Annotated in this window: 18 protein-coding genes; 13 read left to right on the top strand and 5 right to left on the bottom strand. The window is 50.2% G+C overall.

What is annotated here, in order from left to right; all coding sequences use genetic code 11:
* Positions 1 to 80 precede the first annotated feature (80 nt).
* The 7 genes from rpsO (at position 81) to AC5FXQ_RS18875 (ending at position 8,077) form a co-directional block, all read left to right on the top strand.
* Complete coding sequence (rpsO, locus tag AC5FXQ_RS18905) at positions 81 to 356, top strand: 30S ribosomal protein S15 (RefSeq protein WP_493603976.1); 276 nt, start codon at positions 81 to 83, stop codon at positions 354 to 356.
* Between the two features lie 147 nt (positions 357 to 503).
* Positions 504 to 2,642: a polyribonucleotide nucleotidyltransferase gene (pnp, locus tag AC5FXQ_RS18900; RefSeq protein ID WP_493603975.1), complete on the top strand. Its 2,139-nt coding sequence runs from the start codon at positions 504 to 506 to the stop codon at positions 2,640 to 2,642.
* A gap of 192 nt (positions 2,643 to 2,834) precedes the next feature.
* On the top strand, positions 2,835 to 3,698 hold the full coding sequence (locus AC5FXQ_RS18895; RefSeq protein WP_007656436.1) for a sigma-70 family RNA polymerase sigma factor: 864 nt from the start codon (positions 2,835 to 2,837) through the stop codon (positions 3,696 to 3,698).
* 172 nt (positions 3,699 to 3,870) lie between these two features.
* The gene (gene trxB / locus AC5FXQ_RS18890) at positions 3,871 to 4,809 is read left to right on the top strand and encodes a thioredoxin-disulfide reductase (RefSeq protein ID WP_493603974.1); all 939 of its coding nucleotides are present in this window, start codon (positions 3,871 to 3,873) and stop codon (positions 4,807 to 4,809) included.
* 135 nt (positions 4,810 to 4,944) lie between these two features.
* Positions 4,945 to 5,994: a peptidoglycan DD-metalloendopeptidase family protein gene (locus tag AC5FXQ_RS18885; protein ID WP_493603973.1), complete on the top strand. Its 1,050-nt coding sequence runs from the start codon at positions 4,945 to 4,947 to the stop codon at positions 5,992 to 5,994.
* A 14-nt stretch (positions 5,995 to 6,008) separates the two neighbouring features.
* The gene (bshB1, locus tag AC5FXQ_RS18880) at positions 6,009 to 6,728 is read left to right on the top strand and encodes a bacillithiol biosynthesis deacetylase BshB1 (RefSeq protein WP_493604042.1); all 720 of its coding nucleotides are present in this window, start codon (positions 6,009 to 6,011) and stop codon (positions 6,726 to 6,728) included.
* 80 nt (positions 6,729 to 6,808) lie between these two features.
* Positions 6,809 to 8,077 (top strand): hypothetical protein, encoded by a 1,269-nt coding sequence (locus AC5FXQ_RS18875; protein WP_493603972.1) that lies wholly within the window; start codon positions 6,809 to 6,811, stop codon positions 8,075 to 8,077.
* A gap of 126 nt (positions 8,078 to 8,203) precedes the next feature.
* Here the strand turns inward: AC5FXQ_RS18875 and accC are convergent, their stop codons facing one another.
* Positions 8,204 to 9,706: an acetyl-CoA carboxylase biotin carboxylase subunit gene (accC, locus tag AC5FXQ_RS18870; protein ID WP_493603971.1), complete on the bottom strand. Its 1,503-nt coding sequence runs from the start codon at positions 9,704 to 9,706 to the stop codon at positions 8,204 to 8,206.
* A gap of 208 nt (positions 9,707 to 9,914) precedes the next feature.
* Here accC and AC5FXQ_RS18865 point away from each other — a divergent pair, with 208 nt between their 5' ends.
* The gene (locus tag AC5FXQ_RS18865; RefSeq protein ID WP_493603970.1) at positions 9,915 to 11,153 is read left to right on the top strand and encodes an aminotransferase class I/II-fold pyridoxal phosphate-dependent enzyme; all 1,239 of its coding nucleotides are present in this window, start codon (positions 9,915 to 9,917) and stop codon (positions 11,151 to 11,153) included.
* 106 nt (positions 11,154 to 11,259) lie between these two features.
* The gene (locus AC5FXQ_RS18860; protein ID WP_493603969.1) at positions 11,260 to 11,451 is read left to right on the top strand and encodes a BF3379 family histone-like protein; all 192 of its coding nucleotides are present in this window, start codon (positions 11,260 to 11,262) and stop codon (positions 11,449 to 11,451) included.
* Between the two features lie 78 nt (positions 11,452 to 11,529).
* Here AC5FXQ_RS18860 and tyrS read toward each other — a convergent pair whose 3' ends face one another.
* From tyrS to AC5FXQ_RS18840, 4 genes are all read right to left on the bottom strand, one after another.
* Entirely contained in the window at positions 11,530 to 12,834 is a 1,305-nt protein-coding gene (tyrS, locus tag AC5FXQ_RS18855) for a tyrosine--tRNA ligase (RefSeq protein WP_493603968.1), read from the bottom strand.
* A gap of 70 nt (positions 12,835 to 12,904) precedes the next feature.
* Positions 12,905 to 15,478 carry a cellulase family glycosylhydrolase gene (locus AC5FXQ_RS18850; RefSeq protein WP_493603967.1) on the bottom strand — a complete coding sequence of 858 codons (2,574 nt, stop codon included), beginning with the start codon at positions 15,476 to 15,478 and terminating at the stop codon, positions 12,905 to 12,907.
* 25 nt (positions 15,479 to 15,503) lie between these two features.
* Positions 15,504 to 17,408, bottom strand: coding sequence for a DUF294 nucleotidyltransferase-like domain-containing protein (locus tag AC5FXQ_RS18845; protein ID WP_493603966.1), 1,905 nt, complete (start codon positions 17,406 to 17,408; stop codon positions 15,504 to 15,506).
* Positions 17,405 to 18,124: a 3'-5' exonuclease gene (locus AC5FXQ_RS18840; RefSeq protein ID WP_493603965.1), complete on the bottom strand. Its 720-nt coding sequence runs from the start codon at positions 18,122 to 18,124 to the stop codon at positions 17,405 to 17,407. Before AC5FXQ_RS18840 ends, AC5FXQ_RS18845 begins: the two co-directional genes overlap by 4 nt.
* A gap of 149 nt (positions 18,125 to 18,273) precedes the next feature.
* Here AC5FXQ_RS18840 and holA point away from each other — a divergent pair, with 149 nt between their 5' ends.
* The 4 genes from holA to AC5FXQ_RS18820 all read left to right on the top strand — a co-directional run bounded on the left by holA (position 18,274) and on the right by AC5FXQ_RS18820 (position 25,462).
* Entirely contained in the window at positions 18,274 to 19,323 is a 1,050-nt protein-coding gene (gene holA / locus AC5FXQ_RS18835) for a DNA polymerase III subunit delta (protein WP_493603964.1), read from the top strand.
* Positions 19,324 to 19,553: 230 nt separating this feature from the next.
* Positions 19,554 to 22,604, top strand: a complete 3,051-nt coding sequence (locus tag AC5FXQ_RS18830) for a tetratricopeptide repeat protein (RefSeq protein ID WP_493603963.1) — start codon at positions 19,554 to 19,556, stop codon at positions 22,602 to 22,604.
* A 32-nt stretch (positions 22,605 to 22,636) separates the two neighbouring features.
* Positions 22,637 to 24,328: a TonB-dependent receptor gene (locus AC5FXQ_RS18825; RefSeq protein WP_493603962.1), complete on the top strand. Its 1,692-nt coding sequence runs from the start codon at positions 22,637 to 22,639 to the stop codon at positions 24,326 to 24,328.
* A gap of 6 nt (positions 24,329 to 24,334) precedes the next feature.
* Positions 24,335 to 25,462: an HU domain-containing protein gene (locus AC5FXQ_RS18820; protein ID WP_493603961.1), complete on the top strand. Its 1,128-nt coding sequence runs from the start codon at positions 24,335 to 24,337 to the stop codon at positions 25,460 to 25,462.
* Positions 25,463 to 25,466: the final 4 nt, after the last annotated feature.

Raw genomic sequence — 25,466 nt, 5'->3', positions numbered from 1 at the left:
ATATAGATATTTTATTTAACTTTGCGGCTTATACGGGAAACTATCCACTGAATATAACAGATTGATATTTTTTATACGCAATGAAATTAACTACTGAAGCGAAACAAGAAATTTTTGAGAAGTACAGCCTGACCAAGTCTAAGACTGACACAGGTTCTGCTGAAGGCCAGATCGCGCTGTTCACTACGCGCATTGCTGATCTGACAGAGCACCTGAAGATTCACAAGAAAGACTTCGGCACTCGTCTTGGACTTCTTAAGCTGGTAGGTAAAAGAAGAAGACTTCTGAACTACCTGCAGAAAAATGACATTGAAAGATACAGAGCGATCATCGCCGAGCTTGGTATCCGTAAATAAGCTTATAGAAAATTAGGGAATTTCTTACAGGGATTCCCTAATTTTTTCTGCCCCCTTTTGTATTCCCCCTTCCTCTTTGCCAGTACCCCAGCAGCGGCTGCAAACGGTAGCCCTGTTCTATTTGATGCTAAAAAATAATAATTGAAGATGTCACAAAACGCGATCACTAAAACAATCATTCTTCCGGATGGCCGGGAGATCATAATCGAAACTGGTAAATTAGCCAAGCAGGCTGACGGATCTGTTGTAGTAAAAATGGGTAATACCATGCTGTTGGCAGCCGTTGTTTCAAACAGAGAAGCCCGCGAAGGAGTTGACTTTTTGCCCTTATCAGTAGACTATCAGGAGAAGTTCGCATCTTCCGGTAAGATCCCTGGAGGTTTCCTCAAAAGAGAGGCTCGTCTCTCTGACTATGAAATTCTGATTTCACGTTTGGTAGACCGTATTCTGCGCCCTATGTTCCCGGGTGACTACCATGCCGAAACACAAATGACAATACATATGATCTCTGCTGATACAGAGATCCTGCCAGACGCACTTGCTGCGTTGGCTGCCTCTGCCGCACTGGCAGTTTCTGATATCCCTTTCAACGGTCCGATTTCTGAGGTTCGTGTTGCCCGTATCGACGGTCAGCTGGTGATCAACCCGCTGGCATCTGACCTGCAGCGCGCCGACATCGACATGATCGTGGGTGCCTCTATGGACAGCGTAGCCATGGTGGAAGGTGAAATGAACGAGGTTTCTGAAGAAGAAATGCTTGAGGCTATTGCCTTTGCACACGAAGCAATCAAAGTGCAGTGCCAGGCGCAGCTGGAACTGGCCGAAATGGTTGGCAAGCTGCAGAAGCGTGAGTACTCACACGAAACTCACAACGACGAGTTGCGCCAGAAGGTATACGATGCCACTTACGAGAAAGCTTACGAAGTAGCAAAGCGTGGCCGTGCTAACAAATCTGAGCGTAAAGAAGGATTTGCTTCTGTATTGAATGAATTTATCGAATCGCTGGGTGAGGAGCACGAGTATGACCTTGGCCTGATCAAGACCTACTACCACGATGTGGAGAAAGAAGCGGTTCGCAACATGATCCTGAACGACCGCGTGCGTCTGGATGGCCGTCAGCTGAACGAGATTCGCCCTATATGGTCAGAAGTAAACTACCTGCCAGCTACACACGGTTCTGCTGTATTTACCCGTGGCGAAACACAGTCGCTGACTACAGTGACACTGGGTACCAAGCTGGACGAGCAGATGATCGACAGCGCCATGGTATCTGGCTCAAACAAATTCCTGTTGCACTATAACTTCCCCGCCTTCTCAACTGGCGAGGTGAAGCCAAACAGAGGCCCTGGACGTCGTGAGATTGGTCACGGTAACCTGGCGCTGCGTGCTCTTAAGAAAGTACTTCCAGCTGACGCTGAGAACCCATATACAATCCGTATCGTTTCCGATATCCTGGAATCTAACGGTTCTTCTTCTATGGCTACCGTATGTGCCGGCTCTTTGGCACTGATGGATGCAGGTGTTCCTGTAAAGGATGCCGTGTCAGGTATAGCAATGGGTCTGATTACTGACGAGAAAACAGGCAAGTTTGCCGTTCTTTCTGATATCCTGGGTGATGAAGACCACCTGGGTGATATGGACTTCAAAGTAGCGGGTACCAGCAAAGGTATCACTGCCTGCCAGATGGACATCAAGGTACAAGGTTTGTCTCATGAAGTGTTGAGCCAGGCTTTGGCCCAGGCAAAAGACGGCCGTCTGCACATTCTCGGTGAGATGAACAAGACAATCTCTGCCCCGGCTGCAGACTACAAGCCGCATACGCCACGTTCGTTCAACATGGTGATCGACAAAGAGTTCATTGGTGCTGTAATCGGACCAGGTGGTAAAGTGATCCAGCAGATCCAGAAAGACACTGGTGCTACGATCATCATCGAGGAGAAGAACGAGAAAGGCCATGTGAACATCTTCGCCAGCAACCAGGACTCCATGAACAGTGCCGTTAGTAAGGTCAAAGCGATCGTGGCGCAGCCTGAGATTGGAGAGGTATACATTGGTAAAGTGAAATCGATTCAGCCTTACGGTGCTTTCGTAGAGTTCATGGCAGGCAAAGATGGTTTGCTGCACATTTCAGAGATCAAGCACGAACGCCTCGAAACGATGGATGGCGTGTTGGAGATCGGTGAAGAAGTGAAAGTGAAACTCATCGACGTCGATAAGAAAACAGGTAAATTTAAGCTTTCCCGTAAGGCTATATTACCAAAGCCGGGCGCTGAAGCGCAACAATAATCAAACTTATTAATACTCCTGATGCCCGTTCCGTATAAGGCGGAGTGGTGTCAGGAGTATTATGTTTTGCTGTCGCGTACTAGCTTCTTGATTTTATTCTTAAAATGTAAGAACTTTGCGCGATTTTCTGATGTTACCACTCCGAGCCCGGAATTAAGATTTTCACATTTTTTGTAATAACAACATACTCTGATGAGACAACTCAAGATAAGCAAACAGATCACCAACCGCGAAAGCCAGTCGCTGGACAAGTACCTTCAGGAGATTGGTAAAGTTGATTTGCTTACACCAGATGAGGAGGTATCGCTTGCTCAGAGAATCAAAGAGGGAGATCAGTTTGCACTTGAGAAATTGACGAAAGCTAACCTTCGTTTCGTTGTGTCGGTTGCCAAGCAGTACCAGAACCAGGGCCTTTCACTAGGCGACCTTATCAACGAAGGTAACCTGGGTCTGATCAAAGCTGCCAAGCGCTTTGACGAAACAAGAGGTTTCAAATTCATCTCATATGCAGTTTGGTGGATCCGTCAGTCTATTCTGCAGGCATTGGCCGAGCAGTCTCGTATTGTGCGTCTGCCGCTGAACCGTGTTGGTTCTCTTAATAAGATCTCTAAGTCTTTCTCTGAACTGGAGCAGAAATTTGAGCGTGAGCCTTCTCCGGAAGAGATCGCAGAGGTACTGGAGCTGACAACTGCTGAGGTTGTGGACACGCTTAAGATCTCTGGACGTCACGTCTCTGTAGATGCTCCGTTCGTGCAGGGCGAAGAAAACCGCCTGCTGGACGTGCTGGAGAACGAAGACGAAGAGTCACCTGACACTGGTTTGATGAACGACTCGCTTCGCAAAGAAGTGCAGCGCGCACTCTCGACCCTTACCAAGCGTGAGGCCGACGTGATTACGCTTTACTTTGGCCTGAACGGTGAACATTCACTGACACTCGAGGAGATCGGGGAGAAGTTCAACCTGACGCGTGAGCGTGTACGCCAGATCAAGGAAAAAGCCATTCGCAGACTGCGTCATACATCCAGAAGCAAAGCACTGAAGCCTTATCTAGGTTAAGCTAATAATAACATGACAAAGAGCCCTGTCCGTAAGGTCAGGGCTCTTTGCATTTCTGGCTATGCGAGCACGCTGTCTGCCGTGTTCAGGCTAATTAACATAGGAAGTATGCAGGCAGAGCATGAGAAATTTTGTATACTTGCAACCAATTTCGATAAAGCACTACATAAACATGGAAATAGAAAAAGTAAAATGCCTGATCATCGGTTCAGGTCCCGCAGGGTATACAGCAGCTATTTATGCTTCCCGTGCCGGATTGAACCCTGTATTGTATCAGGGATTGCAGCCAGGCGGTCAGCTGACCATTACCAATGATGTAGAAAATTACCCTGGCTACCCGGATGGCATTAATGGCCCTCAGATGATGGAGGACTTTAAGCGCCAGGCTGAGCGTTTCGGTGCTGATGTAAGGTATGGCATCGCAACAGCGGTAGATTTTTCTTCGCAGCCGCACAAAGTGACAATTGACGATCAGAAAGTAATTGAGGCACATACAGTGATCATCTCAACCGGTGCATCTGCCAAGTGGTTGGGCATGGAGTCGGAAGCCCGCTTGAACGGTAATGGAGTAAGTGCCTGTGCCGTTTGTGATGGATTCTTTTACCGTGGACAAGACGTGGCCATTGTAGGCGCAGGCGACACAGCGGCTGAAGAGGCAACCTACCTTTCCAACATCTGTAACAAGGTATACATGATTGTCCGCCGCGACGAAATGCGTGCCTCCACCATCATGCAGGAGCGCGTGAAGAAAACCAAAAACATCGAGATCCTCTGGAACTCTGTAACCGACGAGATACTGGGCGAGGAGGTAGTAGACGGTGTTAGAGTGCGAAACGTGCTGACAGACGAGTTGCGCGAGATTCCTGTCAAGGGCTTTTTCGTGGCGATCGGGCATAAACCTAACTCCGATATCTTTGCTGATTACCTGAACCTGGATGAGAATGGTTATATCCGCACGATTCCTGGTACAAGCAAGACCAATATTGATGGCGTGTTTGCATGCGGTGATGTGCAGGACTTTACCTACCGTCAGGCTGTGACAGCTGCCGGTTCAGGCTGTATGGCTGCGCTGGACGCCGAACGTTATCTGGCTGCTCAGGATTTGCACTAAAAATTACCTATCTGTCAAGCCTGCCGAGCACATTCTTTTTAGTCTGGTAAGGGCTGACCACAATAAAATGGCGTTGCTGTAGTTAGTTTTGCGTGAATTAGCCTACTGATACAGCTCCGCCTAATATTCGATATAATGCTAAAGTATAAAGCACCCCTTACGATTGCACTCTTTTTGCTCTGTCTTACAGCTGGGACTGAAAGTGCCTTTGCTCAGGGTAAGGTCAAGGATCTTTTTAAGGTAAAGTCACCTAAGATAGATTATGTTCGGCCTGACACCACTATTCTGATTAAGTATGAGGAGTTTCCGGAAGATGAATCGGATGCTGGCAAATCGATCTTCTTTAACCCAAAAAGAGAGCTTTCGATTGTTAGTGAAGATACCTCAGAGCTTGACTTAGGGGAGCAGCACATTGTGGAAGTATCGGAAGAGGTGCTGATTGACTCGGCCTGGATTAAGATAGCAGGTTACTATGCCATCTGGGATACACGGAACATCAACCCGTACCGGATGGATGGGCGTCAGCTCAAAGATACAGTGGATATAACACTGTATGATCCAAGATCCAATCGCGATTACAAAATGCCACTGGAGAAAACGCCTGTAACAAGCCGTTTCGGACATAGAGGTTACCGCTGGCATTACGGTACTGATATTGACCTGAACACCGGTGACTCCATTTACGCCGCTTTTGACGGGGTTGTCCGCATCAACAAGTGGGATGGCGGAGGTTATGGCAACTACATTGTGCTGCGCCATTACAACGGCTTGGAGACGCTCTATGGGCACATGAGTAAAACCATCGCAGAGACGGGACAGTTTGTGAAGGCTGGCGAAGTGATCGGTTTAGGTGGTAGCACCGGCCGAAGCTCCGGGCCACACCTGCACTACGAAGTACGCTACCAGGGCAATCCACTAGATCCGGAGCTGATGTATGACTTCCCTGACTATTTGCTCAAAGGACAGAGCTTCGTTATCACCTCCGCTTTGTTCAACTATTATAACAGGGCCAAGGGCAGTAGCAGCAGCGGATCCCGCAAGGCCTCTTACCACAAAGTACGAAGCGGGGATACCCTGTCAGGTATAGCAAAGCGCTATGGCGTATCTGTGAGCCAGATCACTAAACTGAACGGCATCAGTACGCGTACCACCCTGAAGGTTGGGCGTTCGCTCCGAATCAAATAAGAAAGATACTGATGATGAAGTTAGACATACTTGCCTTTGCCTCACACCCGGATGATGTAGAGCTTGGCTGTGCCGGTACGCTGATAGCCCATATCGCCGCAGGCAAGAAGGCCGGGGTGGTGGACCTGACGCGAGGTGAGCTCGGTACACGCGGCACACCCGCTGAGCGAGTGGCAGAAGCAGAGGAAGCCGCCAAAATCATGGGACTTTCAGTGCGTGACAATCTTGGTTTTGCAGATGGTTTTTTCTCCAACGACAAGGAGCATCAGTTGCAGATTGTGCGTAAGGTGCGGCAGTACCAGCCTGATATCGTGCTGATGAATGCGCTGCACGACAGGCACCCAGACCATGGGCGTGGAGCAGCGGTAGTGGCAGAAGCCTGCTTTCTGGCGGGACTGAAGATGATTAAGACCCTGGGCGATGATGGTTTAGAGCAGCAGGCATGGCGACCGAAAGCGATGTACAACTTCATTCAGGACCGGTATATCAAGCCAGACTTTGTGATGGATGTGACACCTTACTGGGAAAAGAAAATCGAAACCATTCGGGCCTTCAGAACGCAGTTCTATAATCCTGACGATAATTCTCCTAACACCTACATCTCTTCGCCCGAGTTTCTTGATTTTATTGAGGCAAGAGCCAGGGAATATGGGCATGCAATTGGGGTAACCTTTGGTGAGGGCTTTACATCTGCAAAGCAGGTAGGCGTTCGAAACCTCTTTAACCTGATCTAAAATTTTAACGCATCATATACATGAGTCATCCCGAACTTTAGGATAGGGATTGCTTAAAAGCCAAAGCCTTCTTTTCGTAAGTGATAGTAGCATCAGATCACTTTAGAAAAGGAGGCTTTATGCATTTACTTACCCATACGCAGCCGCCGGCAGAAAGGATAAAGCGGATCGGCTCTGTTTTTCACGACCGGCTCTCGGACTTTCTCTCCCCGCTGCTCTGGGTGCTGGACGCGCGGCTGGACCGGCGCCTGGTCCGTACCTTCTCGCTGCTGGTGGCCGCCATTGTCCGTTTTCGCCACCGCCAGCACGGACTGCTGCTAAGCGAGCTGGGCGCCTACCTGCTCTCCCCGGCCAAGGCCCCTGCCGGCACCAAGCGCATCAGCAACCTTTTGCGCTCAGGCAAGTGGCATTATGGCCTGCTCTCAGACTGGCTGCGCGCGCAGGCCAAAGCCGCCATGCAGCAGTGGCCCGGCCAGCCCGTGCTCCTGCACTGGGACGAGAGCGTGGTGGAGAAGCCCGAAAGCATCGGCGCCCAGGGCCTGTGCCCGGTCCGCAGCGCCAAGGCCCGCCGGCTGGTGCGCATCCGGCCGGGTTTCTTCAACCCGCCGCTGCAGCGCCCGGTCCATGTGCCGGGCTTTCACTGGCTGGGCCTGCTGCTCATGGGCCTGCACACGGCCCCCCGCCTGTACCTGCAGCAGTGGTGGAGCACCCGCCCGGAGGGCGGCAGGGAGGAGGCGGCCGCGATCAGGCGGCGGTGCCTGGAGCAGGCGGTGAAAGACTTCGGCCGCCGGGTCATCCACGTCTTTGACCGCGGCTACGCCGGTGCCCCCCTGGCTAAAGGAGCTGCTAAAGCGCCGCCAGCACTTTATCCTGCGCTGGAACAAGGCGTACGCGCTGGTAGACGAGCAGGGCCGGCAGCTTCCCTGCTGGCAGCTGGCAAGGGGCAGGCGCAGCCTCTCCAAACGCCTGGTCAAGGACACGCCCCGCAGGTGCCAGCGCCGCATGGGCCTCTACTTCCAGCCCGTCTTCCACCCCCGTTGGCCCAAAAGAAAGCTCTTTCTCATCATCCTCAGGCCCGGCAAGGGGCACGCCCCGCTCTATATGCTTACCAACCTGCCCGTCACCAATGTGAAAAAGGCCTGGCGGGTGGTCTTCTGCTACGCCAGACGCTGGCAGGTGGAGGCCGCCTTCCGCTACTCCAAATCCGAGCTGGCCCTGGAAAGCCCCCGGCTCTGGTTCTGGCAAAACCGCCTGAAGCTGATGATGATCCTCTCGGTGGTGTATGCCTTCCTCTTGAGCCTGCTGCAGGCAGAAGAGCTCCAGGAGCTGCTCCGGTGGGGGTGCCATAGAACAGGAAAGCGGCACCAGGAAGCCCTGGTGCCGCTTTACCGCGTCCGAACAGCTCTCATGCATGTTTGGACACAATGTCAATCCCTAAATTCGGGATGACTCATGTATTGTAATTAGGCTATACCTTATTTTACTCTGTTTTTGCGCCAGTTAGAAACCGTACCGTTCTGTGTGCCGGTGCTCGGTGCGCTTACTGTAGGCTTATTGTTTCCTAACAACATAGCGGCCAGCACAGCAGCTATTTCTTCTGCGTCTTCAGTTGGCTTTGGCTCCAGTACGCTCGGGCTAAAGTAGCGCTCAATGAATTTGGTGTCGAAGTTACCTGAAACAAAAGCTTCGTGCTGGAGCACAAATGTGCCAAATGGAAGTGTGGTCTCTATACCTGTAATCTTATATTCGTCGATAGCCCGCAGCATTTTCTCGATAGCTTCCTGGCGGTCTTTTCCGAAGGTCACCAGCTTGGCGATCATCGGGTCATAGTAGATCGGAATGTCCATACCTTGCTCAAAGCCATCATCTACGCGCACACCAAGCCCCTGCGGACGCACGTAGGTTTCCAAGCGGCCGATGTCAGGCAGGAAGTTATTAGCAGGGTCTTCGGCGTATACCCGCAGTTCCAGTGCATGGCCGTTTATGGTCAGGTCTTCCTGGTGGAAGCTAAGCGGATTGCCCTCCGCAATTAATATCTGCTCTTTCACAAGGTCCAAACCCGTGATCTGCTCTGTTACCGGGTGCTCTACCTGCAGACGGGTGTTCATTTCGAGGAAGTAAAAGTTCAGGTTCTCATCTACCAGGAACTCAACGGTGCCAGCACCCACATAGTCGCAGGCCTTGGCCACATCCACAGCGCAACGGCCCATCTCATCGCGAAGCTCAGGTGTGAGGACAGCAGAAGGAGCTTCCTCAATCACTTTCTGATGACGACGCTGAATAGAACACTCACGTTCAAAAAGATGGACGATGTTGCCATGCGTATCACCCAGCACCTGTATTTCGATGTGACGAGGAGAACCGATGTATTTTTCGATAAAAACGGAACCGTCACCGAAGGCAGAAGTCGCTTCGCTCACAGCCAGCTTCATTTGTTCTTCAAACACATCCACGCTTTCCACTACACGCATGCCCTTACCGCCACCACCGGCACTGGCCTTGATCAGGATAGGGAAACCTACATTGGAGGCGATCTCTTTGGCTTCTTCCACATCCGAAATAGCTTCTTCAGTGCCCGGTACCATCGGGATCTTATACTTGGATACAGCGGCTTTGGCGGCAAGCTTACTACCCATCAGTTCAATTGCTTCTGGAGAAGGGCCGATGAAGATAAGGCCTGCCTCCTGCACCTGTCGGGCAAAATTAGCGTTCTCAGAAAGAAAGCCATAGCCAGGATGGATCGCATCTACCTGCAGTCTTTTGCAAACTTCGATGATTACATCGCCCCGCAGGTATGATTCATTTGACTTGGGTCCACCTACGCAAACAGCCTCGTCAGCGTAGCGCACATGCAGGGCGTTTCGGTCGGCCTCGCTGTAGATGGCTACCGTGCTGATACCCATTTCTTTGGCAGAGCGCATCACGCGCAAGGCTATTTCACCACGGTTGGCTACCAGTATCTTGTTGATTTTTCTCATGCAGGAGCTAAGCTTTATTTTCTTCAAAGAAACAGTATAACAGGCAAACTTAAAAATGAGCACCCGAAAAAGGAGCGGGAGGAGTATTAGAAATTGTTTATGAATCTATAAAATCATAAATTTGCAGGCATTATACTTAGAACTGAATATATAGTATAACTAGCTATATCAGAACCTTAAATTATCCCGAAACTTAATTAAACACAAGGTGGATTTATTTGAAAAGTTGTTGACCAACAGAGGTCCGTTAGGCAGCCACTCACATTATGCGCATGGCTATTTCACGTTTCCAAAGCTTGAGGGGGAGATCGCTCCGCGCATGAAGTTTAGGGGCAAGGAGGTACTTACCTGGAGCCTTAACAACTACCTGGGTCTGGCTAATCACCCGGAAGTGCGTAAAGCTGACGCTGAAGCCGCTGCTGAGTGGGGTATGGCCTACCCGATGGGTGCCCGTATTATGTCCGGTAACTCAAACATGCACGAAAAGCTGGAGTCTGATCTGGCTGAATTTGTGCAGAAGCCTGACGCCCTGTTGTTGAACTTCGGTTATCAAGGTGTCGTGTCGATCATTGATGCGCTGGTAGATCGCCATGATGTGATCGTGTACGACGCAGAATCACACGCTTGTATCATTGACGGTGTGCGTCTGCACCAGGGTAAGCGCTTTGTATACGGTCACAACGACATGGCCAGCCTTGAGAAGCAGCTGGAGCGTGCTACACGCTGGGCTGAAAATACAGGTGGTGCTATTCTGGTGATCACGGAAGGTGTATTCGGTATGTCTGGTAACCTGGGCAAACTGAAAGAAGTGGTTGAGCTGAAGAAGAAATTCCAGTTCAGACTATTGGTTGACGACGCACACGGTTTTGGTACCATGGGTAAGACCGGTGCCGGTACAGGTGAGCACCTGGGTGTGCAGGACGGTATCGACGTATACTTCTCTACTTTCGCCAAGTCTATGGCCAGCATCGGTGCCTTTGTGGCTGCCGACGAGCAGGTGGTAGAGTACCTGCGCTACAACATGCGCTCCCAGATCTTTGCCAAGTCGCTTCCAATGCCATTGACAGTTGGTGCTATCAAGCGTCTGGAGTTGCTGCGCACGCAGCCAGAGCTGAAAGACAAACTTTGGGAAGTGGTAAACGCGCTGCAGACTGGTCTGCGCGGAAAAGGCTTCAATATCGGTACAACTGAGTCGCCTGTAACGCCAGTATTCCTGAACGGTCAGATTCCGGATGCTACCCAGCTGACACTCGATCTGCGTGAGAACTACAACATCTTCTGCTCTATCGTGGTGTATCCAGTAGTGCCGAAGGATGTGATCATGCTTCGTCTTATTCCAACAGCCGTGCACACGCTCGACGATGTGAAGGAGACGATCGACGCATTTGAAAAGATTGCACAAAAACTAGATAAAGGTCTATACTCAAAGGCCTCTGTGTCCGCTTAATTTGCTTTAAAGGCATATATTAAAGTTTGCTAATCTTTGCATGTTATCATTTAATGTGTATATTGGAGCAGTAAAAACAAATGTTTCACTATAATAAACACCTCAAATGAACAACAACTTTGGCAAACTCAAGGACCTCGTAATGTCGTTGGAAGCTGACTTCGAAAAATTCTACGACAAGAACAATGCAGCTGCCGGTACTCGCGTACGTAAAGGCATGCAGGACCTGAAAAACATGGCTCAGGACATCCGTAAGGAAGTTCAGGACATGAAAAACAGCGCTACTGAGAAGAAATAAGTAACTCTTTTAGCAATAGCAACAAAAAAGGTGATCTATTTAGATCACCTTTTTTGTTTTTAAGTATGTATGTATCAGTTAGTTAACTGATACCAGGAAATAGTTTTTCTTTCCTTTCTGCACTACCAGGTATTTCTCCTGCAGCAGCTCATAGTTTACAGGGTCTTCCGTGCCCTGAATTTTCTGACGGTTAATACTCACGCCGCCGTTCTTGATCATGCGCTTAGCTTCCCCCTTCGATTCGAAAATCTGGCCCCCCGTTACGTCAGAAAGCAAATCGCTTACCGTAGCTGCTCCTTCGTAGTTGCCTCTGCTCACTTCTATTTGCGGCACGCCCTCAAATACAGATAGCAAAACATCCTCTTTTAGGCCTTTTAGCGTCTCTAAATCGCCTTTTCCAAATAAAATTTCAGACGCATCCACTGCTGATTTGTAGTCTTCTTCGGAATGAACGCGAATTGTAACATCTTTAGCCAGGGCTTTTTGCAGTACACGCAGGTGAGGAGCCTGTTTGTGCTCTTCCGTCAGGCGCTCAATCTCGTCCTGTGGCAGCAGGGTGTATACCTTGATCAGCTTTTCTGCCTCCTCATCTGACAGGTTGAGCCAGAACTGGTAGAATTTGTAAGGGGAGGTATAAGCCGGGTCAAGCCACACATTACCGCCTTCAGACTTGCCAAATTTAGTACCATCCGATTTGGTCACCAATTTACCTACCAGCGCGAAAGCTTTGCCATCGTCGATACGGCGGATCAACTCAGTACCAGTGGTGATATTACCCCACTGGTCCGATGCGCCCATCTGCAGACGCACGTTCTTGTTCTTGTACAGATGGTAAAAATCGTAGCCTTGTATAAGCTGGTAAGAGAACTCAGTAAAGGAAAGACCTTCGGCACGGTTGCCTTCTTCGTCTGCACTGATACGCTTCTTCACCGAGTCCTTGGCCATCATGTAGTTCACGGTTAGGTGCTTGCCCACCTCACGCAGGAAGCCCAGGAAGCTGAACTCTTTGAACCAGTCGTAGTTATTCACGATCTCGGCAGCGTTGTCGCCGCAGTTGAAGTCCAGGAATTTCTCGAGTTGCTTGCGTATACCTGCCTGATTAGCCTGCAGGGTAGCTTCGTCCAGCAGGTTTCGCTCTGCTGACTTGCCCGATGGGTCACCGATCATACCGGTGGCACCGCCTACCAGCGCAATCGGCTTGTGGCCTGCACGCTGCAGGTGTACGAGCAGCATAATCGTTGCCAGGTTGCCAATGTGCAGGGAGGACGCAGTCGGGTCAAAACCGATATAACCCGTTGTCATGCCGGAAGCAAGCTGTTCTTCTGTACCGGGCATGAAATCGTGGAGCATGCCTCTCCATCTTAATTCTTCTATCAGATTCATGTAAGCCTAAAAAATCATCAGTTCAGAGCAAATATAGGAAAGAGTTGGCAGAATAGTGGCCTGTCCTGGCTTAACGGCCCAGCCAAATTGAGGCTACCTCGAAGGTAGAAGGCTGTCCATAAGCTGCAGGCGCTATACCTTCTCCAATGGAAACCTCTATTTTCTCGATTTGGCTAAGATCAAATTTACCAGCCGAGACAGATTTAAACCGGAAAGGGTGGAAACCCGGGTATGGCCTTGGGAGCAGGATAAAACTGTCCGGCTGGAGCGACTCCAGCGGGATTTCAATATCCTGCAAATGCTGATCAAGCTTCACAGTTGCGGAATAGGCTGCTGCGTTTCTTGTGATGAGGGTTACTTTCATTTGTACAGGCGCATTTTCTGTTCGAGCTTTCACTATGATGCGCTTAAAGTCCGGCAACTCAGATTGTCTGTTCTGCAGTCTGTCGCCTATGAAGTGCTGCCATGCAATAAGCGGCTCCCCTTCTTTCAGATCCTTACGATTTAGTTTGATCGCCATCTGGCCTGGGGTTCCTGTGGTGATCAACTGTCTCTCCTCCGGGCGCCACAGGTTAGGGTATACAGCAAGATTTCGATCCTGGGCAGCATTGAATAGCTCCAGCGCACCGTTCTCGGCGGCTACCCACATCTGCCAGTAGTCCTGCTGGTGATAGTCCCAGGCATGTGGGTTTCCTTTGTAGCTACCGGGGAAGGTGGTGTAGTCATCCTGCCCTTTTTGCACCAGGATGCGGTACTGAATCAACCCGGGAGATAAGATATCAGCCGGTACATCGGCTTGCCAGGTATAGGCATCCCGAGGCTGCATTGCGATGGTTTCCCATACCCCGGAGAAGTTGTTCATCAACAGCGTAACCTTATCTTCAGGTTTTATACCTGCTATTAGTGCCTTGATAGATAATGGTTCGCCGGTTGTTACTTCCTGTTTTGGTTGATGATAAACTGTCGGCTCAGCAGATCGCGGTTGTGGTGCTGCAAACTCTTCCAGCCTCAGGTTTTGGATGCTGTTTTGGTTGCGCTTATACCTCTTGCCATTTCTGGTAAGCAGGTATGAGCCTGGCTGTATCGTGAAGCTGCCTTTGATGGATTGGGTGCTATACCTGTTGCCTTTGTTCAAAGCCTCCACAGTAAAGGCCTCACCCAGGTCACTGAGCTGTACTTGCATGGTATGGGCACGCCACTGTATGCGTACTACCTCTTTCTGTGGCGAGGCTTTGGCAAAGGGATCGCTGACAGGTATAGCATCGGGCATTACTTCAAGGCGCCACACCCCGTTCTCCAGCTTGTCCAGGAAGTAAGCGCCGCGACCACTGTAGTGCACAACCGGGGAGTTGCCCACACCGGCCAGTCGTTGCAGCTTGTTCAGGCTGGCAGGTTTGGTGCTGGTCGTGTTGGCATAGTAGAACTCCTGTGGGGTATTCATCTCGCTTAGCTGCTGCCGGTGGCTCACTCGGAATACATCAAATACACTATCAGCGGGGTAGGTACCGTAGCTTTTCAGGAGGGGTAGCTTCTGGAAAGCCTTGGAGGCGATCAGCAGACTAATGGCTTTTTCGGGCGTATAGGCCAGGTTAACGTAGTGGGTCTGGTATTCAGTGTTGGCGTAGGCAGTCGCCATGGGGTCATAGGCAAACTGCGTGGCCCATTGAAAGCCCGCTTCCCGGAAGCTGCGGGCCATGGCCGGATACATGGTTGGAGAGGCGATATCACCTGCGTCGAATTCGTAGACCATCCGCGCTTTGCCTGCAAAGGCAGGTATGGTGTCAAAAGGGATGCTATACCTGTCCACATGGGGCAGGAAGTTGCCTTGCAGGGTGCGGTTTGCTACCAAACCCGTTGGGTACCATTGAAAGCTCACGCCGTCGATATTGGCTTTGGCTACCGCATCGGCATAGCGCGGTGATTCGCTGATGTTGTAGAAGATCGGTTTGGTCCAGCCTGTGCCTCGTATAGCTTTCACCATGCGGTTGACGTATTCCGTAGCCCGCTCTTTCGGACCGGTGTGGTGCGGTTCGTTGTTCACCTCCGCTGCGATCACATCGGGGTCGTCCTGGTAAGAAACCTTGGTATAGGGGTTGACATGCTGAAAGAACTGCCCCAGGTATCGCTCCTGCGCCTGGAAGGCGGTTTCTTCGGTAACAGCCTGCTGCTTGTTGTAGATGCTCGAAAAGCCACCCGTTTTGTAATCGGGCTCGGGATAGCCGGGCCCCCAGAAGGCGATAGGGGTGATCAGTATTTTGATGTTGCGCTCCTTCAGTTTGTAGATCAGGTAGTCAAAAAGGCGCAGGTGTTCGTTCTCCAGCAAATTACCCAGTGAATCACTGATCTCGGTGTCCCATACATGCACCCGGAAAGCATTGAAACCAAGCCTGGCCATGTGGTAAACGTCCTGGTCAATAGCCTTTTCAATGTCTATACCTAAAGCTTTGTGTGAACGGAAGCCATAGGCGAAGGGCACCGTGTAGTTGACTCCGAAAAAGTTAGCCTCGGTGTTTCCTTTCTGCCAGCGCAGCACACCCTGCTTGTCGACATACACGGGGTTAGTGGATTGACCATAGGCTGCCTGATTGGTGCTAAACCAAGTTATCAGTAGCAGGGCTATACCTGACCGAAGGCTGCATTTCATATACTTCATTCGTGTTGTTGTGAATTTAGTGGAGCGATTCCATAAAGCCCACCTTTATTTTAGTCTGGAAATAACTGATAACCTTGAAAATCTCCTTCAGTGTGACCTGCTCTATCTTAGTGAGCGATTTGGGATCAAGCAGATTGTCCGGTTCTTTACGGTCGTCAATGATCTGGATCGCCTGCTTCCTGAGGCGCATACCCATCAGGTAATAGTAGGCCTGCAACAGCTCCTGGCGCTCTTTTTCCGTGAAAATGCCCATTTGTGCCAATGCCTCCAGTCGCTCACCGGTGTTGGTGAGAAAAATACGGTTGCGCAGCGCATAAGCCCTTACGAGGTCTACAATTGGGGTCATGGTCTTTTTGAGGTTGAATACCTGCTGACTGCCTTTGCTGAATGTTCTGATGTTATTGAAGAACGTAAGCGGCGGTTCGTACTGCAGCGCATTCTGGGCCATGTGGTGCAGGAAGATATACTTGGGTCTCTCCAGTTCCTGATGCAGAAACGCTTTCAGTTCATCCATTATACTTTGTTCACCATACAAGAAGCGGCAGTCGAAGAAGGTGGCCACTTTCAGAACTGCCTCCGGGTCAGATTCCTGCAGCCAGTTGCTGTAGTTGCGCTTCCAGTGGGAGAGGGAGTGCGTCCATTTGGAGTTTTTGGCCATAAAGCCTCCTTCACAGAAGCTGAAGCCAATATGGTCGAGCCGTTCCGAAACGGTGGAGGCGAAGGCCAGAAAGTATTGCCGCACGATCTCGCGCTGCTCGTTGGCCTTGTCTTCGTAGATGATGGCATTGTCCTGGTCGGTGCGCAAGGTCTGCTCCTTCCGGCCTTCACTGCCCAGCACCATGAACACGAACCTGGCCGGTGGTGGACCCATTTCGGCGATCACACCCTCAATGACGTTGATGGCAATGGTATCGGCAACGGTAGTGATCACCTGGTTCACAATCTCAGACTTGACGCCCCGATTGAGCAGCTGGTATACCTGTTCGGGGACTTTGTGCCAGCGCTGCTTCAGTTCAGGTATGCTGCGGGCCAGCTTGACCGACTGTATGAACATGAAAGGTGACTGTGCCAGGCTACTCAGCAGTTTGTTGCGGCTGATAAAACCAGTAAAGCTACCTCCCTCTGAAATCAATAAATAGCGGGCGCGGGTCTGAAACATCAGTAAGACGGCTTCATAGATATAGGCTTGCGCTCCGATCGAGACAATGGGCTGGTCCATCACATCGCGTACCGGCTGGGTATAGGGGATTTGACTGGCTACTACATTATTGCGCAGGGTCAGGTCTGTGATAAAACCGGTGATCTGGTCTTGTTCGTTCCTCACGAAAAGGCAACCTACTTTCTGATTCATCATCATCTGCGCGGCCTCGGCAATAGGTGTATTGTCAGCGCAGGAAACAATGGCGCGGTGTTCCAGCGTCTCCAGTTTGCGGGAATAGAGCTGATCGGCGGCTATGTTGTTTTCGGGTTGTATGCGCGAAGGTCTTATAAAGTGGGCGTATTCCTCGTTCAGCATACGCCGACCGTACTCCGCAGTGAAATAATGAAGGAATGCCTCGTAAGTCCGGCACAGTGCTAGAAATTCCTTTCGGTGCAAGGTATAGACAACAGTTCCTTTTCGGGTGATGACCGTACGGAAGGAGCGACGGCGATTAAGCAGGATGGAAGTTCCACCGTAGCAGTAGGCGCTACCGTAAGTGGCTACCAGCCGCTTATTCTGTTCGCTGTCGTAAAAAAAGGCTTCATACTCCCCCCGCACAATCAGATCGACACCGCGCAATTTTGATTCATCCTGCAGGTATAGGATCTGCTCTTTTGGGTAGTGCACCTCTTCCAGCAGCTCGGCAACGCCCTGTATTACCTCGTCTGGCAAGAGACTAAAAGGCTTTACAGTTTTCAGAAATTCGTGTTTCGGGTTCATGTCAGTAACAAAGCGATCAGGTATAGGAGGAAAACAAGGAGTAGGAATCCGGCAAAATACAGCAACCTATGTCGGTGACTGCGCGGCCTTCGGCGGAGCGGCAGTGGAGGAGGAGGTTCCTGCTGCAGTTGCACAGTTTGTTCGTCAATATCTCCTCTGCGCCACAGCTCAAAGAAGCAGCGGGCCGTAGCATGCGCATCGTTGCGTGCATCATGCTCGTTTTGCAGGGGTTCATCGAAAAGGCGCATGTACAGCTCCCCCAGGCGCATTTGACGGTGCCTTGCTTCCCGCACAAAGTGGTTGGTGGCAAGCATGGTGCAGAAAGTAGGCAGATGCTCCAGCGGGTTGTCTAGCCCTGCTCTGTAAAAGCCCAGGCCCAGCATTTTGTAATCGAGCTGCATAAAATGCCCCACAACCAGTGGCTGGTAGTGAACCAGGTCCTGCTGCAAAAGGTGTAAGACTTCGTAGCGACCTGTTCCATTCTTTTCCAGAAATTCCAGGCTGATACCATGTATGCGTTCAGAAACGGCATCCATTTCGTAATCCGAGGGCTTGATGTAGAAGTTTTCAGACTTAATAAGTTCCCCTTGTTGGGTATAGACTTCCCAGGCAACCTGTACGATATGTGGCCAGTTGTCGCGCGCCGAATAGGGCATGCTCCAGTCCTTGGGCAAACCCGAGGTTTCGGTGTCGACAAAGAGCAGATAGGCGTTCACTTTATAAAATTAGACAATATTCAGGACAGTCAGAATATATTGGATTTTATTCTTATTTTGGCCCTTCAGCCTTTCATTTGCAGCGCAGATACCAGTATATTTGATGTCTGTATACCTGAACGATCACCAATTTATACCTTTCAAACAGCATGTCGCACACCCCAGAGGGCATCATGGAGCAATTAAAGAAGAGGCAGTTCGCCCCTGTGTATTTTCTTCAGGGAGAGGAGCCTTTTTATATTGACCAGATTGCCGACTTTATTGAGGCACACGCCCTGCAGGAGCACGAAAAGGGTTTCAACCAGGTTGTGGTATACGGCAAGGATGTAGATGTGGCTACCGTATTGCTTCAAGCCAAGCGTTTCCCGATGATGGCCGAGCGCCAGGTCGTGATCGTGAAGGAAGCGCAGAGCATTGTGGACCTGGAGCGGGAAGAAGGTATGAAGCAGCTGGAGGCATATCTTCAGAACCCATTGCCCTCAACTATTCTGGTATTTTGCCACAAGCACAAAACTCTTGATGGGCGCAAGGCTTTAGGCAAAGCTGTGCAGAAACACGCCGTGCTGCTGACCACCAAAAAGCTGTACGACAACCAGATACCTGCCTGGATCACAGGGTATGTGAAGAGCAAAGGTGTACAAATCAGTCCCAAAGCGGTGCTTTTGCTGAGTGAGTTTATCGGTGCCGACCTGTCGCGGCAGGCAAATGAGATCGATAAGCTGCTGATTAATCTGAAACCTGGACAGGCGATAGACGAACGGGTGGTGCAGGAGAATGTGGGCATCAGCAAGGAGTACAACATCTTTGAGCTGCAATCGGCACTCATTGCTCAGGATGCGCTCAAGGCTAACCGGATCATCCAGTATTTTGAGGCCAATCCAAAAAATAATCCGCTCATACCTAACCTGAGCCTGCTCTTTACGTTTTTCACCAAGCTTTTGACCTTGCACCAGTCTGCCGACAAGTCAGAATCCGGCGTGCGAAAGAGTCTGGGCAACCGTGGTTTTCTGGTAAAAGAGTACATGCAGGCCCTGCGGGTGTTCCCGCTGATGCGTGTCGTGGATATCATTCACCATATCCGGGTGGCCGATCTGCAGGTGAAGGGCATAAGTGGTGGCGATATGGGCGAATCTGAAATTTTAAAAGAGCTGGTGTTCAAGATTTTGCATCCGGTACCACGGACTTTAGCCTATCATTAAGTACAATTTCACACGATCAGCACAATATTTGCTATTGATGCTGCATTGTATAGAGGTGTGAAGTGTGCGTCAGCCCTTTTCGGTGGGATGTTTATCGCCTTTGGTTCGTGCGGTTATCGAATTTTAACTAACTTTGAATTTGCCTGTAAGGCATAGCGCCGTCTGGTGCATATACCTGATTTCTAAGATTAAGTCATAAGAATAGCTCATAAGCGAGCAGTAAGATACATATGAAGATAGCCTATAAAGTAGCGCTGGCATCGGTTTTGGCTGGAGGAAGCCACATAGCGGTGGCCCAGCACACACAGGTGTTCACCGCAAAAGACAAGCACTACCACGAAGGCGTGGAGTTGTTTGACCGAGCCAAGTACGGAGCAGCTCAGGAGGCCTTCCGCAAGTACATCAACCTGATCGGAGACGATGCCAAGACAGCGGACGCACAGTATTACTATGCACTGAGCGGACTATACCTGTTGCACCCGGACGCCGAACAGCTGATCCTCAACTTCACCCGCAAATTCCCGACCCACCCGAAGACGGCCCTGGCTAATTACGAGCTGGGTCTGTACTACTTCGAAAACAAGGATTACAAGAAGGCGGTGGAGAAGCTGGAGAATGCGCCCACACATCTTCTGAGTATCAAGCAGAACAAAGAGCTGGAGTTTAAACTCGGCTATTCTTACTTCGCCAACAAGGATTTCAAAAACGCCAAGATCTGGTTCGATAAGAACAAGACGACAGGCTTTAGAGAAGACGAGCACCGCTTTGCCTATGCTTCGAACTATTATGCGGGCTATATAGCTTACCGCCAAGGTGATTACGACGCCGCAAAAGCGGATCTGTTGATTGCCGAAAAGAACGAAGCTTACGCCCAGATCGTCCCTTACATGATCACGGAGATCCTGTATAAGGAGCACGATATCTTTGAAGTGATCCGGTACGGGGAAGCAGCACTGGCTAAAACCCCTAAGGTACAACAGGCCGACGAAATTGCCCTGTTAGTGGGTGACGCCTATTACCAGCGTGGTGAGTACAAGACTGCTGAGCAGTTCTTTAGCCAGTACGCTGAGGGCAAGCGCAAGCTTGATCCGGTGATCCAGTATAAAATCGCCTATACCGACTACAAGAACGGTAACTTTAAAAATGCGATTGCCAATTTTAAGGAAGTAGCGAGCAAGAAAGACGCCCTCGGTCAGAATGCGGCTTATTACTTAGGTATGAGCTATCTGCGAGAAGACAACAAGCAGTATGCCCTGACCGCTTTTGACCAGGCCCGCAAAAATGACCAGGACAAAACCATCACCGAAGCGTCTACCGTTAAGTTTGCGCAGGTAAGCTACGAACTGGGCAACTTCCGTGACGTGTTTAACTCGCTGCAGAATTTCAACGAGCAATTTCCTAAGTCAGAACACGCCGCCGATGTCGACAACCTGCTGACAGAGGCGTATTTTAACTCGAACAACTACTCGGAGGCTATTCGCCACATCGAGAGCATGCCGAACAAGAGCTATAAGATACTGGAAACTTACCAGCGCATGACGCACTTGTACGGCGTAAACCTCTTTAACGAAGGTAAGTTCCCGACGGCGGTTTCCATGCTGGATAAATCGCTGCAGTATCCATACGATAAGGAAATCACAGCAGCCAGCCACTTTGTGAAAGGAGAGGCTTACTCTATGGGGCAGCGTTACGTGGATGCCATCAACAGCTATGCGGCTGTGTTCCGTAACAGTGAGGCACGTAAGTCGGAATACTACATGAAGTCGCGCTACGGTATAGGCTACGCCTACTACAATAACAAAGAGTACGACAAAGCCATACCGCACTTCAAGGCTTATGTGGACGGTACCAGTACAAGTGATCCAAACCACTACGATGCCATGATGCGACTGGCTGACCTGCATTATGTGAACAAGCAGTATGCGCCTGCCCTGGCCCTTTACGACAAAGTACTGGCTTCTAATTCCAATGACAAAGACTATGTATACTTCCAGAAAGGTATCGTGCTGAGTCTGATGGGCAACAAGGAAGCGGCGAAGCAGAATCTGCAGACCGTGTACAGCCAGTACCAGAAGTCGCGCTACGTAGAGCCTGCCATTTATCAACGTGCTATCATTGAGTTTGAATCAGGCAATTACGAATCGGCTGTATCAGGTTTTACTGCGCTTATTCAGAGCAGGCCGCAAAGCCGCCTCGTGCCGAATGCGCTGGAGAAACGAGGTATAGCCTATGCTAACCTGGGACGTAACGCTGAAGCCGCAGCTGACTATAAGCGCGTACTCGACGAATTCCCGAACTCACGTTCTGCCAGCGGTTCCCTTTACAGCCTGCAGGAGGTACTGGCTACACAGAACCGCAGCAGTGAATTTGATACTTATGCAGAGAAATTCAGAACGGCAAACCCGGAAAGTAATGCTTTAGAAAGCATTGAATTCGAAGCATCTAAAACGCTTTATTTCAACGAGAAATACGATCAGGCACTGACTAAATTGGAGAGTTACCTGAAGACGTATCCAAACAGTCCTTTTGTGAGTGACGCCCGTTACTTCCTGGCTGATTCGTATCTGCGCACCAACCAGACAGAGCAGGGCTTGCAGCGCATGAAAGCTGTTGTTGAGGAAAACAAGAGCGAGTATGTGAACCGTGCCATCCAGAAAGTGGCTGATGCGGAGTTTGAGAATAAGAACTACGCGGAAGCAATCAAGTACTACAGCCGTCTGCGCGATACGGCTATTAACCGTCGTGAGCAGCAAACAGCGCTGACTGGTCTGATGAAGAGCCACTTCTTGTCGAACGACTATGCAGCATCGAAGCGAATTGCCAACGAGCTGATCAGCCAGGGTAATTCTGCGCTTTATGTCTACAACACAGCACAGCTGTACAAAGGCAAAGCTACTTACGCAGAAGGCAACCTGGATCAGGCCCTGAAAGAGCTGCGTGAGGCGTCCTCGTCTGCAACCGACGAAAACGGGGCAGAGGCACATTACCTGGTAGCCGAGATTTTGTACAAGCAGAAGAAGTATGCCGAGTCGATTGATGTGGCCTTTGACTTCAACACGAAGTTCTCCAGCTACGACTTCTGGCTGGGCAAGTCCTTCCTGATCATCGCCGACAATTATGTGGCGCAGAACGAAACTTTCCAGGCAACTTCAACACTTAACTCTATCATTGAGCACTCGCCAGTGCCGGAAATTGTGGCAGAGGCGAAGCAGAAGCTGGCTAAATTGGGTGGTGCACCGAGTACGGCCCCAGCTGACACAGTGAAGGGAAGAAAAAGATAATGCATCAGATCAAGCTGAAGAGAAACATCAACATGAAGAATAGATTGAAAAAGGCTTCCATAGCAGTGATTGTGCTGTGTGCTGGATACAGCTTTCTGAACAATGCCCAGGCACAGACAACAGGCTGGGGCGAAGGTGCCAAACTACAGGATGCGGAGGTAGTGGTAGAAAAAGATCGCAAGATCGAACTGCCGAGAGCGTCGCGCAACTACCAGAAATTTGCGGTGGTGCAGCCAGAGCCGGGCGAGCGCAATGTACGTTATCGTTTCAATGATTACCGCCTCGAGGACCAGGATGTGAACCTTCAGGTGCGTGTGCTCACCATCAAACAGGACGAACTGACCAAACTGTACGGCAATTATGTAAAGGCAGGTATAGGCAACTACGGTACTTTATACCTGAAGGGCTACTTCCACAACAAGCGCAGCAATGTGGCTTCGTATGGAGCCGATGTTAGCCATATCACTTCCGCCAGAGGTCCGGTTGACGGCAGAAATTCTGCTGTGACCAATTCGGCGATCAATGTGAACGGCGAGAGCTACCTGCAAGGCCTTACATTAGGCGGTAAACTAGGCTACGGACGCGACAAGTATCACTTCTACGGATACAGCCCGGTGCAGGAAACGACCGTGGATCGCGATACCATCAGCCAGGTGTTCAACCGCGTGCATGCCGAAGGATATATGCATAATCACGGCGCAGGTATGCCACTTCTGTTCAAAGCCGGTTTGAACGTGAACTACCTGAACGACCACTACGACATGCGGGAGACAAATATCGCAGCTAAGTTGAACACCGAGTATGGCCTGGATGATGTGTCAGCTTTCAAGGTTGATGCCGACCTGTCGCTGGTGTCTCACAAGGACTCTGCTTCTGTTAGCCGCACCTTGTTTAAGCTGCACCCGCAGTACGAGCGCCAGCTGAATGCGATCCGCCTTTCGATTGGTGCAAACGTGGCTTACACAGGCGATACCGTGAACGACGCACGCAAGTTCAATGTGTACCCAACAGTACGAGTAGGAGTGGAGCCTATTAAAGATAACCTGTTGATTTATGCGGGTATAGGGGGTGACTTGCAAAGGGTTACTTTATATCAGCTGACACAGGAGAACCCATTCCTGGCACCGAATGTAAGAGTAGCTGATCAGAATAAAGGGCTGGAGGTATACGGCGGTATGCAGGCTAACATTGCCAACTTTGTGCACCTGACAGGTCGTGTGGCCTACCAGAACTTCCGCAACATGTACTTCTACAACAACTCGGCAAGCGACTCTACCAAGTTTGACCTGGTGTATGATGACGGCGTGACAAATGTTTTGAATATTTATGGTGAAGCCACTTTTAATTATTCAGACGAACTGCGCATAGGATTAAAGGCTGATTATAACAAATATAGCACAGCTACCTTAGAGCAGCCGTTTCACCGTCCGGAGTTGATGGCAAGCGTTTTCGCTACCTACAACTTCTATGATAAGATTCTCTTTAATTCAGAACTTTACTATATTGGGAGTTCTTTCGGGCGCATTACCCGTCCTGACGGCACATTTGTGCTGCGGGAAACAGATACGATCGTGGACCTGAACCTGAAGGCGGATTACAGATTCTCCAACAGATTCACGACTTTCCTGATGGTAAATAATTTGTTTGCGCAGAAGTACGAAAGGTTTGTAAATTACCCGAACAAAAGTATAAACCTGATAGGAGGCGTCTCTTATTCATTCTAAGTGCCTATGGTAGAAAAGCACATCAAGCACCTGCTCTACAATCACGACTGCGTGATCATACCTGATTTTGGCGGGTTGATCACGCGCTATGTGCCCGCCCGGATCAATCCGGTGAAGCATACGCTGGTGCCACCGTCCAAAAAAATTGCTTTCAACGAGAAACTCGTGCTGAACGATGGGCTACTTATCAGCACCATCGCCTATGCCAACAACATCACTAAAGAAGAGGCCAGGCAACTGGTTATGTCTTTTGTGCATGAGGTTCGCACACGGCTGGACAATGAGCAACGGTTTGAATTGACTGACATCGGTGTGTTCAAATACAACCATGAACGAAAGTTGGTATTTGACTACACAGAAGGCGACAACCTGTTGGAAGCGAGCTTTGGTCTGCCTGAGATTGTTGCCAGACCGATTCGTCATGAAGAGCCGGCAGTCCTGCGCACCCTGATCAAGGAGCGCCAGGCCGCAGAGTCTGCACCTGCCAGAAAGCCTTTCAAAGCCCGTCTGAAGCGCGCCTACCACGTAGCTGCAGGTTTGGCCTTAACAGGTTTGGTAGGAGCGACGCTTTACATGCTTTCCCTGCAAACAGACTATAACCTGAGCAGCCTGAATCCGATTTCGCTGATCAATGGCGATAAGCAGGCGGTGGAGGAACAGACAGCAGTTGCTACTACAGTACCAGTTCAAAACGAAGCCACCCTGGGGCACGTTGCTGGAACCAATGCATTTGATGCAGTGGATTCAGGTATAGAAAATGAAGCTGACGCCTGGAGTGATGCCTCTAGCAGTACTTCTAGCCCCGAAACCCAATATGCTGCAGATGAATTCGTTAATGATAAGAGCGAGTCTGTTGCGGAAGTAGCTGCACCAGCACATGCCAGCACGACGGTGAGCGGCAAGGACGGTCGCTTTTATATTATAACAGGCGGTTATGCCCGTATGCTGAACGCAGAGTTTAGCCGTCAGGAAATTGCGGAGTTCGGCCACGAGGCCAAAGTTTTGGAGCCTGGCAAAGGCAGCAGGCTCTTTAAAGTATCAGTTGCTGACTTTGCATCAGCAGAGGAGGCGCAAGCTGCCATGAACACTTACAGACAAACATTCGGAGAAAATATTTGGGTTTTTAATAATTAACATG

Source organism: Pontibacter sp. LHS1, from assembly GCF_058932855.1.
This window is presented reverse-complemented; position numbering and strand designations above follow the sequence as displayed.